The 10,647-nt window shown below is 73.2% G+C and carries 6 protein-coding genes and 2 pseudogenes; 3 read left to right on the forward strand and 5 right to left on the reverse strand.

Annotated features, from left to right (window positions below; all coding sequences use genetic code 11):
- Nucleotides 1–187 precede the first annotated feature (187 nt).
- A pseudogene (arfA, locus tag ACWJ6R_RS20785) lies at nucleotides 188–1,695 on the reverse strand (arabinosylfuranosidase ArfA).
- Between the two features lie 157 nt (nucleotides 1,696–1,852).
- Nucleotides 1,853–3,058 carry an alpha-amylase family glycosyl hydrolase gene (locus ACWJ6R_RS20790; RefSeq protein WP_449063832.1) on the reverse strand — a complete coding sequence of 402 codons (1,206 nt, stop codon included), beginning with the start codon at nucleotides 3,056–3,058 and terminating at the stop codon, nucleotides 1,853–1,855.
- A gap of 364 nt (nucleotides 3,059–3,422) precedes the next feature.
- Here ACWJ6R_RS20790 and ACWJ6R_RS20795 point away from each other — a divergent pair, with 364 nt between their 5' ends.
- The gene (locus ACWJ6R_RS20795) at nucleotides 3,423–4,283 is read left to right on the forward strand and encodes a TIGR03564 family F420-dependent LLM class oxidoreductase (protein ID WP_449063833.1); all 861 of its coding nucleotides are present in this window, start codon (nucleotides 3,423–3,425) and stop codon (nucleotides 4,281–4,283) included.
- Nucleotides 4,284–5,072: 789 nt separating this feature from the next.
- Here the strand turns inward: ACWJ6R_RS20795 and dapD are convergent.
- Nucleotides 5,073–6,050 (reverse strand): 2,3,4,5-tetrahydropyridine-2,6-dicarboxylate N-succinyltransferase, encoded by a 978-nt coding sequence (dapD, locus tag ACWJ6R_RS20800; RefSeq protein WP_449063837.1) that lies wholly within the window; start codon nucleotides 6,048–6,050, stop codon nucleotides 5,073–5,075.
- A gap of 273 nt (nucleotides 6,051–6,323) precedes the next feature.
- Between dapD and thrS the strand changes: the two genes are divergently transcribed.
- Nucleotides 6,324–8,291, forward strand: coding sequence for a threonine--tRNA ligase (gene thrS / locus ACWJ6R_RS20805; RefSeq protein WP_449063834.1), 1,968 nt, complete (start codon nucleotides 6,324–6,326; stop codon nucleotides 8,289–8,291).
- Nucleotides 8,292–8,457: 166 nt separating this feature from the next.
- Here thrS and ACWJ6R_RS20810 read toward each other — a convergent pair whose 3' ends face one another.
- Nucleotides 8,458–9,081, reverse strand: coding sequence for an Asp23/Gls24 family envelope stress response protein (locus ACWJ6R_RS20810; protein ID WP_449063835.1), 624 nt, complete (start codon nucleotides 9,079–9,081; stop codon nucleotides 8,458–8,460).
- Between the two features lie 148 nt (nucleotides 9,082–9,229).
- Between ACWJ6R_RS20810 and ACWJ6R_RS20815 the strand changes: the two genes are divergently transcribed.
- A complete protein-coding gene (locus ACWJ6R_RS20815) occupies nucleotides 9,230–9,778 on the forward strand; it encodes an HIT family protein (protein ID WP_449063836.1) in 549 nt (182 codons plus the stop codon).
- Here ACWJ6R_RS20815 and ACWJ6R_RS20820 read toward each other — a convergent pair.
- Nucleotides 9,724–10,647: pseudogene (locus ACWJ6R_RS20820) on the reverse strand (hypothetical protein); the annotation flags it as partial. The gene ACWJ6R_RS20815 and the pseudogene ACWJ6R_RS20820 overlap by 55 nt on opposite strands.

The raw sequence follows: 10,647 nt of genomic DNA on the forward strand, positions 1-10,647 counted from the left end.
TCAACGGCGGTGAGCTCGCGGCGCTGTTCTGCTGGTCCTTCTTCCTCGTCGCGGTACTCGGCCCGGGACCGTGGGCGCTCGACGCCGTCCTGCGCCGGGACCGCGGGACGGCGGCGGCGCATCCGCCGGTGGTGGCGGCCCAGGTGAACGCCGAGGCCTGAGGGGCGCCACCACCACCGGCGGGGACTCAGGCGCCGGACAGGCGGATCATGTTCCAGGAGACGGCGGGCAGCACCGTCCGCAGGCGCCGCCGTCCGCGGTGACGCCGGTGAGCGGCAGGGGGGCGACGCGGTCGGGGTCGTCGGCGGTGTTGCGGGCGTAGACGTCGGGGCCGGACAGGGTGACGGCCGCCGTCGGCGTCACCGCGCCGAGGCCGCGGGAGTCCACGGTCAGTTCGAGCGGCTCGCTCGTCGAGCGGTTGACCGCGAACAGGACCGTCTCCCCGGTCTCGGCGTCCCGGGTGGCCACCGCGTCCAGCAGGGGGACCTCGCCGTACCTGGAGGTCTCGTGGACGGGGGAGACCGGCTCGACGCGCAGGACGTCGCCGCGGGCGTGCGCGGCGGTCAGCGCGAACGGGTGGAAGGTGGTCTGCCGCCAGGCCCGGCCTCCCGGCTCGGTCATGATCGGGGCGATCACGTTGACCAGCTGGGCCAGGGAGGCCGCGGTCACCCGGTCGCTGTGGCGGAGCAGCGAGATCAGCAGGCCGCCCAGGGTCACGGCGTCGGCCAGGTGGTAGTGGTCCTCCAGCAGCGGCGGCGCGACCGGCCAGTCGGCGGGCGGCTCGGCGTTCTGGAAGCGGGACATGTACCAGACGTTCCACTCGTCGAACGACACGTTGATCCGCTTCTTGGCGCCCAGCCGGGCCCGGACGCTGTCGGCGGTGGCCACGACCGACTCCACGAAGTGGTCCATGTCGACGGCCGAGGCCAGGAAGCTGGCCAGGTCGCCGTCGTGCTCCTCGTAGTAGGCGTGGCAGGAGACGTAGTCGACCACGTCGTAGGCCTCCTCCAGCACGGTGGCCTCCCACGCGCCGAAGGTCGGCATGGACGAGCCGGAGCTGCCGCAGGCCACCAGCTCCAGGTCGCGGTCGAGCATGCGCATCGCGCGGCCGGTCTCCGCGGCGAGCCTGCCGTACTCGCGGGCCGTCTTGTGGCCGATCTGCCACGGGCCGTCCATCTCGTTGCCCAGGCACCACATGCGGATCGCGTGGGGCTCCTTGGCGCCGTTGGCGCGGCGCAGGTCCGACCAGTGGGTGCCGGACTCCAGGTTGCAGTACTCCAGCAGGTCGAGCGCCTCCTGGACGCCCCGGGTGCCGAGGTTGACGGCCATCATCGGCTCCACCCCGGCCTTGCGCGACCAGCGCACGAACTCGTCCAGGCCGATGTGGTTGGGCTCGGTGCTGTGCCAGGCCAGGTCGAGCCGGCGGGGGCGGTTCTCCACGGGCCCGATGCCGTCCTCCCAGCGATAGCCGGAGACGAAGTTGCCGCCCGGGTAGCGGACGGTCGTCACCCCCAGCTCCCGGGTGAGTTCCAGCACGTCGCGGCGGAAGCCGTCCTCGTCGGCGGTGGCGTGGCCGGGCTCGTGGATGCCGGTGTAGACGCACCGGCCGAGGTGCTCGACGAACGTGCCGAAGGTACGGCGGTGCACCGGTGCGATGCGGAAGGCCGGATCGAGCGTGACGTGTGCCTGCTGCACGGAAGCTGCTCCCTGTCGGTGCGGTGGTGGGCGGGCCCGGGCCCGTGGCCGGTCCGGAGGCCGGCTCGGCGGCGGTGGGCCGGTGCCGCCCGATTGTTAGCGTTATCACAAGGGGCAGTCAAGGGATCGATCCGTGCCGGGGCGGCCTCGGGGCGGGTCAGCGTCCGCCGAGGACGGCCCAGCCGTGGGCGGGGACCAGGGCCGGGTCTCCCGGTGAGGGCGGGCCGGACGACTCCAGGACGGCGAGCCGTGCGGTCCCGCCGGGGGAGGTCCCGGTGAGGATCCCGGTGAAGGTCTCCGGGGGGAAGCGGTAGGGCGCGTCGCCGAGGTTGAGCAGGGTGAGGAGCCGGCGGTCCGGGCCTGCCGGGTCGGCGGAGAGCAGCGCGGCGGCCCGGTTGCTCAGGTGCGACAGGGTGGTGCGGGCCCGGATCAGCCACGGATGGCGGCGGCGGAGCCCGATCAGGCGCCGGTGCAGCCGGTGGACGGGCCACCCGGCGCCGGGCAGTTCCTCGGGGCGGTCGGGGAAGGCCGGGCGGATCGCGTCGTCTCCGCCGGCCCGGTCCTCCTTGATCCCCCGCAGGCCCTGCTCGTCGCCGTAGTAGACGCTGGGCATGCCGCCGACGGTGAACAGCACGGCCAGCGCGTGGCCGAGGTGGCGGTCGTCGTCCAGGCGGCTGGCCAGCCGGGTCACGTCGTGGTTGCCGGCGAAGGTCAGGGGCGTGAAGGTCGAGAGCAGCTCGCCGTGGCGTTCCAGGGTCCAGGCCAGCTCGTAGAGGTTCCCGTCGTTGATCGAGCTCCAGATCGCCTTCCAGAGCTCGTACTGGGTGACGGAGTCCAGCCCGCTGTCGCGGACGTATCCGGCGTAGTCGCCGTGGATGACCTCGCCGACGAACCAGGCGCCGGGATGCGACGGCCGGACCCGGTCCAGCGCCTCGCGCCAGAAGCGCGGCGGCACCGCGTAGGCGGCGTCCAGCCGCCAGCCCGACGCGCCCCGGCCGAGCCAGTGGTCCATGACGCGCACGACGTGGTCGAGCACCGCGGGCTCGCCGTGGTCCAGGGCCACCAGGCGGTGGTGGCCCTCGAAGACGTCGTAGTCCGTCCCGTCCGGCGTCCGGCGGAACCACGCGGCCGCGGCAGGGTCGGCGTCCGCCCGCCGGAACATCTCGAAGCCCCGGCCGACGTGGTTGAAGACGCCGTCCAGGACGAGGTGCAGGCCCCGCCGGCGGGCGGCGGAGACGAGCCGGTCGAAGTCGGCGTCGTCGCCGAGCCGCGGATCGATCCGGAAGTGGTCGACGGTGTCGTACCCGTGGGTCTCGGAGGCGAAGACCGGCCCCAGCTGGAGGCCGGAGCAGCCCAGTTCCACGGCGTAGTCCAGCCAGGCCTCCAGGTGCCGCAGCCGATGCCGGACCGGGCCCCGTCAGAGAGCGCGCCGGTGAGCGCGTTCGGGAGCGCGTCCGGGAGCGCGTCCGGTTCGGCGCCGGTGAACCCGAGCGGGTACACCTGCCACCAGATCGCGTGATCGGCCCATGGCGCCACGGTCGTCCTCCCTGCCGGCGGTCGCTTGATCCTCGCGGCGAACTCCTGCCCCGAACGTCACCCGTGCCCCGTCCGCGCGCCCGCATGCCGCCCGGCGCGGCAGGGAGGGACGGTTTGCGCGGAACAATATTCGGTTCACGGCGGAAGGCGTCCTACACTGGCCCGAACCACCAGAATGGAGTTCGGTAGCGATGCGAATCGGCCTGTTCGTCAACGAGCCCAAATCCCCCGATGTGCTCGGCAAACTGCGGGAGAAGATCGCCCGCGGGGCCGATGAGGGCTTCACCTCGGCGTGGGTCTCCCACATCTTCGGGCTCGACGCGCTCACCGCCCTCGCCGTGGCCGGCGCCGCGGTGCCGGGGATCGAGCTCGGCACCGCCGTCGTGCCGACCTACCCCCGCCACCCGGCCGCGCTGGCCCAGCAGGCGCTCACCGCCAACGCGGCCCTGGACGGCCGCCTGACCCTGGGCATCGGGCTCTCCCACCAGATGGTGATCGAGGGCATGTTCGGCTACAGCTACGACAGGCCCGCCCGGCACATGCGCGAGTACCTGTCGGTGCTGATGCCGCTGGCGCGGGGGGAGAACGTGACCTTCGAAGGCGAGACGATCACCGCCCGGATCGGCCTGAGCACGCCCGGCTCGGGCGACCTGCCGGTCCTCGTCGCCGCCCTGGCCCCGCGCATGCTCAAGCTGGCCGGCGAGGTCGCCGACGGCACCGTGCTCTGGATGACCGGCCCCAGGACCGTCGCCGAGCACATCGCCCCCGCCGTCACCGAGGCGCGCGGCCGCCGGCCGCCCCGCGCCGCGGATCGTCTGCGCGCTGCCCGTCTGCGTCACCGACGACGTCGAGGCCGCGCGGGCCAGGGCGGCCAAGGTGTTCGCCGTCTACGGGCAGCTGCCGTCCTACCGGGCGGTGCTCGACCGGGAGGGCGCGGCCGGCCCGGCCGACGTGGCGATCGTCGGGGACGAGGAGGCCGTCGCCGCCCAGATCGAGACGCTCGCCGCAGCCGGGGTCACCGACTTCGCCGCCGCCGAGTTCACCTCCGATGACCGGACGCGGGAGTTCCTCAAGACCCTCCTCTGACGGCGCGCCGGGCCCCGCGCGGCGCCGTCCGGGCGGCCTCCGGCGACACGGCTCCGGTTCGTACGGCGCACCCCCGGGGCCGTACGGCGTCCCCCCGAAGGCGCGCCGTACGGCCCGGGAGCCGCGGACGCGGCGGTCAGACGCCGAACGCGGCCAGGGGTCGCCAGGCCGAACCGACCGCCGGCTGACACCCCGCCGGCGACCTGGGCGAGGGTGTGGTGCCGCAGCCGCACCCGTGCCCAGCAGATCACCGCGACGACCGGAGCGCCCACCGCCAGGGCCGGTACGGCGGGCAGCGTGTGGGCGAGCACCACCACGGTGCCCGCCGACACGGCCGCGTGGAAGGAGATCTTCCAGCGGAGGGTGATCGGGACCGTCAGGGCGAGGGCGGACAGCATCGCGGCCACCGTGGCGACCAGCAGCGGCGGCCCGTCCAGGGAGGCCAGCAGCACCAGGGCGACGACCACCGCGACCATCGCCACCAGCAGCGGCTTGGTCCGGCTCGCCCGGTCGACCAGGTGGTGGGAGTCCAGCCGCCCGGAGCGCACCCCGGCCAGGATCACCCCGGCCGGGACGCCGCCGCACAGCAGCGAGGCCATCAGCCCCCACGCCGCGCCCTGCCAGCCGCCCGTGGCCAGGCCGACCACCGGCGGAAGGCCGATGACCAGGGCCTGGGGCGAGAAGAGGTCGGTCACCCACCGCGCGACGGTCGCGCCGATCCTGGAATCCGGCGCCGCTCCCTGGCCAGCCATCGGTCAGTCGTTGGCGTGCAGGACGCTGTTGAGCTCCACCCCGGTGCCCTGGCGGGGGACGACCTCGACGGCGCCGGTGGTGGAGTTGCGGCGGAACAGCAGCCCGGAGGCGCCGGAGAACTCGGCGGCCTTGACGACCCTGCCGTCGGGGAGCGTGACCTTGGTCCCGGCCGTGACGTAGAGACCGGCCTCCACCACCACGTCGTCGCCCAGGGAGATGCCGATGCCGCTGTTGGCGCCGAGCAGGCAGCGCTGCCCGACGGAGATGACCTGCTTGCCGCCGCCCGACAGGGTGCCCATGATCGAGGCGCCTCCGCCGACGTCGGAGCCGTCGCCGACGACGACCCCGGCCGAGATGCGCCCCTCCACCATGGAGGTGCCCAGGGTGCCGGCGTTGAAGTTGACGAAGCCCTCGTGCATCACCGTCGTGCCCGCGGCCAGGTGCGCGCCGAGCCGGACGCGGTCGGCCTCGGCGATCCGGACGCCGGTCGGCACCACGTAGTCGACCATCCGGGGGAACTTGTCGATGCCGTAGACGGTCACCTGGCCGCGGGCGCGCAGCCGGAGCCGCACCTCCTCGAAGCCCTCGACCGCGCAGGGGCCGTGGTTGGTCCACACGACGTTGCTCAGCAGGCCGAAGACGCCGTCGAGGTTCTGCCCGTGCGGCTTGACCAGGCGCGCCGAGAGCAGGTGCAGGCGCAGGTAGGCGTCGTGCGCGTCGGCGGGCGGCTCCGACAGCTTGGCGATCCCGGTCTCCACGGCGACGACCTCCACGCCGCGGTCGGCGTCGGGGCCGAGCAGCGCGGCGGCGGCGGGGCCGAGGGCCTGCCCGGCCTCCTGGGAGGTCAGCCGCCGGGTGCCCGGCGCGGAGGGCTCACCCAGCTTCGGGGAGGGGAACCAGGTGTCGAGCACGGTCCCGTCGGGGGTGATGGTCGCGATGCCGACGCCGTGGGCGCCGGAAGTCTGAGCTGCTGCGTTCACAGCGACCAAGACTAAATGATGTCCCCGGGGCGGGCCGCGGACGGGCTCGCCGACGACGGGGCCGAGGTCCTCCGTACGCCCCTCCGTACGCTGCGGAGGGCGTGCCGGAGCGCCGGAGAGGACGGCGGACGACCCGCCGGACGCCGGCCGGGCGCTCGCGCGCCCGCGTCCGGTACGCGGAACCCGCCCGGGCGCCGCGGGCGGAACGCCCGGGAATTCGCGTTGCGGTCACCGGTAGCATCGGTTTTCTGACCACTCATCGAAGGAGCAACCGTGTCTGCCGTGCCAGAACTTCGCATCACCCTCGCCGGAGCCGAGCGTGTGGTGGCCGGGGGCACGACGTACGGCGACGTCCTCGGAGCCGACGGCCGTTCCGTGGTCGCCGCCCGGGCGAACGGCGAGCTGAAGGACCTCGCGGCGGTCGTGGCCGACGGCGAGGCGATCGAGCCCGTCGAGGCCGGCAGCGCCGACGGCCGGGCGATCATCCGCCACTCCACCGCGCACGTCATGGCCCAGGCCGTCCAGGAGATCTTCCCCGAGGCGAAGCTCGGCATCGGCCCGCCGGTCGAGAACGGCTTCTACTACGACTTCGACGTCGCCAACGCGTTCACCCCCGACGACCTCAAGCGCATCGAGAAGCGCATGCGCGAGATCGTCAAGCAGGGGCAGCTGTTCTCCCGCCGTCCCGTCTCCGACGCCGACGCGCGCACCGAGCTCGCCGCCGAGCCGTACAAGCTGGAGCTGATCGGCCTCAAGGGCGGCGCGGCCGACGAGGAGAGCGTCGAGGTCGGCGCGGGCCAGCTGACCATCTACGACAACCTCGACGCCAAGACCGGCGAGTTGTGCTGGAAGGACCTGTGCCGCGGCCCGCACGTGCCGAGCACCCGGTCCATCCCGGCGTTCAAGCTGATGCGCTCCGGCGGCGCCTACTGGCGGGGCAGCGAGAAGAACCCGCAGCTGCAGCGGATCTACGGCACCGCCTGGGAGTCGCGCGAGAAGCAGGACGAGTACCTCCACCTGCTGGAGGAGGCCGAGAAGCGCGACCACCGCAAGCTCGGCGCCGAGCTCGACCTGTTCTCCTTCCCCGACGAGCTGGGCTCGGGCCTGCCGGTCTTCCACCCCAAGGGCGGCATGATCCGCAAGCTCATGGAGGACTACTCGCGGCGCAGGCACACCGAGGCGGGTTACTCCTTCGTCAACACCCCGCACATCACGAAGGAGAACCTCTACCAGACCTCCGGCCACCTGGACTGGTACGCCGACGGCATGTTCCCGCCCATGGAGCTCGAGGGCGCGAGATACTACCTCAAGCCGATGAACTGCCCCATGCACAACCTGATCTTCCGGGGGCGCGGGCGGTCCTACCGCGAGCTGCCGCTGCGCATGTTCGAGTTCGGCACCGTCTACCGCTACGAGAAGTCGGGCGTCGTGCACGGCCTGACCCGCGTGCGCGGCCTCACCCAGGACGACGCGCACATCTACTGCACCCGCGAGCAGATGCGCGACGAGCTGGCCTCGCTGCTGCGCTTCGTGCTCGACCTGCTGCGCGACTACGGCCTGAGCGACTTCTACCTGGAGCTGTCCACCAGGAACCCGGAGAAGTCCATCGGCGACGACGAGACCTGGGAGGAGGCCACCGAGACGCTGCGCGAGGTCGCCGAGTCGGAGAACCTCGAGCTCGTCCTCGACCCGGGCGGCGCGGCCTTCTACGGGCCGAAGATCTCCGTGCAGGCGCGCGACGCGATCGGCCGCTCGTGGCAGATGTCGACCATCCAGCTCGACTTCATGCTGCCCGAGCGCTTCGAGCTCGAATACCAGAGCGCGGACGGCTCGCGGCAGCGGCCCGTCATGATCCACCGGGCGCTGTTCGGTTCGATCGAGCGCTTCTTCGGCGTCCTGGTCGAGCACTACGCGGGCGCGTTCCCCCCCTGGCTCGCTCCGGTCCAGGTCATCGGCATCCCGATCGCCGAGGCCCACGCGCCCTACCTGCAGGACGTGGCGAAGAAGGCCCGGGAGCGCGGCATCCGGATCGAGGTGGACACCTCCGACGACCGGATGCAGAAGAAGATCCGCAACGCGCAGAAGGCCAAGGTGCCGTTCATGCTGCTGGCGGGCGACGAGGACATCGCGAACGGCGCGGTCTCCTTCCGCTTCCGCAGCGGCGAGCAGAAGAACGGCGTCCCGGTCGACCAGGCGATCGACGAGATCGTCGCCGCGATCGAGAGCCGCGTCCAGGTCTGACCTCTTCCACGCGGGCCGGGCCCATACGGGTCCGGCCCTGTGCGCGCTCCGGCTCCGCACGGGCCCGCCCGCCGCGCGCGGGTCCGGTCGCCTTCCGTCCGCGTGAACGCGGCGGGCCGTTCTGCGCGGCCCGCCGCGTTCCGTGTCCGGACCTGAGGTCCGGACCTCAGGCGTCCGGGTTCGGGGTGCCGTCCTCGCCGCTCCCGGTGCTTCCGGCGACCTCGGAGCCGACCTCGCCGGGCAGCCGCACGTCGTCGACGGTGACGTTGACCTCGACGACCCGCATGCCCAGCATCCGGCTGACCGTGCGGGCCACGTTGGTCTTCACCTCGTTGGCCACGTCCATGACCACGTGGCCGTACTCGGCCACGATCGCGACGTCGACGGCGACGGTCCGGTCCTGGACGTGGGCGCCGACGCCCCGGCCGGCCCGCCGGGCGCCGGAGCGCTCCCGGTGCGCCTGCGCCAGCTGGCCGGCGTCCTCGCCCAGGTCGGCGACCCCGGTCACCTCCAGCGTGGCGAGGGCGGCGACCTTCTCGACCACCTCGTCGGCGACCTTGATCCGGCCCTTCACCACGGCCCCGGAGACCGGCTCGGGGGCCGAGGCCACGGACAGGCCGAGCGAGAACGGGCGGACGGCGGGCGTCACCGGGTCCGCCGCCGTCGCCGTGATCGCGGGCGTCACCGCGGTCGTCTCGACGGGGGACACGCCGTCCTCGATGCCTGCTGCGGTTCCTGCGGCTTCGACGGTGTCCTCGACGGATTCCGCGGCGGAGACGTCGGTCGTCATTGGTGCTCCTCGGCTGTGGTCTGTCACGCTCGCTGGGACTCTGCCGGAATTATCCCCCGCCGCGCCGTCACAGCGGTCCCCGGTGCCTCACCGGTGACCCGGGGAGGCACCTGACCGGACGGATCCGCCGGGCAATATGCTGGCCGCCATGAGCAACGAGCCAGAGCTCCAGCAGGGAGCAGGGACGCCGGACGCGTTCGAAAGGCTCTGGACCCCTCACCGGATGGCGTACATCAAGGGCGAGAACAAGCCGACCGGCTCGGGTCCGGGGGACGGCTGCCCGTTCTGTGAGATCCCGAAGCTGGACGACGAGGACGGGCTGATCGTGGCCCGGGGCGAGGCCGTCTACGCCGTCCTCAACCTCTACCCCTACAACTCCGGCCACCTGCTGGTCTGCCCCTACCGGCATGTTCCGGACTACACCGACCTGAACCCCGCCGAGACCGCGGAGTTCGCCGACTTCACCCGGCGCGGGCTGACCGCGCTGCGCAAGGCCAGCGGCGCGCAGGGCTTCAACGTCGGCATGAACCTCGGCGACGCGGCCGGCGCGGGCATCGCGGCCCACCTGCACCAGCACGTGGTGCCCCGCTGGGGCGGCGACACCAACTTCATGCCGGTGGTCGGCCAGACCAAGGTGCTGCCTCAGCTGCTCCGCGACACCAGGTCGCTGCTGGCCGGCTGCTGGCCCGACGCGTAAGGCGAGCCGCCGTCGCGCAGCACCGCGACGCCCACCGAGAGCACCAGCGGTACGGCCAGCGCCAGCGCCATGGACAGCACCGCCGCGCCCGAGTCGTTGACGAGCATGCCCACCACGCCGCTGACCAGCGTGCCGATCAGCCCCGCCCGCAGCGCCGGGGAGTACGCGAACGCGGCCGGCAGCACCCCGGCGGTGGCCTTCTCCGGCCGCAGCAGCGCGTAGACGAGGAACGCGAGCGCGGCCACCACGATCGGCATCAGGTTGGGGCTGAGGAGCGTGCCCACCATCGCGCCGAACTTGCGGCCGATGACGTCCAGCGCCTCACCGCTGTAGATCTGGCCGACGAACCGCCCGAGGTGGGTCTGGGAGGACGGCGGGCGCAGATGGTCGAGGTAGGCGATCGCCATCACGGTGACGCCGCCCGCCGCGCAGAGCGCCCCGAGCCGGACGATCGAGACCCGCCGCTCCCCGACGAGCAGCGCGGCCACCGCGATGCCCGGCACGAACGCGATCACGCCGCCGAAGTCGCTGCCCACGCCCGGCCAGCCGCCCAGGATCATCGCCGCGCCGCCGAGCACCGCGAAGACCGCCATCGCGGCGACCCGGCGGCCCCGGCCCGCCAGCCGGTGCGCGATCGTCGCCGCCAGCAGCAGCACCGAGGTGGCGAACAACGCGAACGGGATGTTGCCCAGACCGTAGTAGCGGGCGCCGACCACCGCCGAGTAGCCCATCACGCTGTTGAGCTGCAGGGTCGTACCGGTCAGCAGGTCGCCGGCGAGCACCGCCGCGGTCACCCCCGCCACGACCGCCAGCGGCCCCAGCGGGCTGCCCCGGCGCAGGGCGGCACGCCGGGAGCGCGACCGCGGGCC

It is taken from the genome of Planomonospora algeriensis, assembly GCF_977012225.1.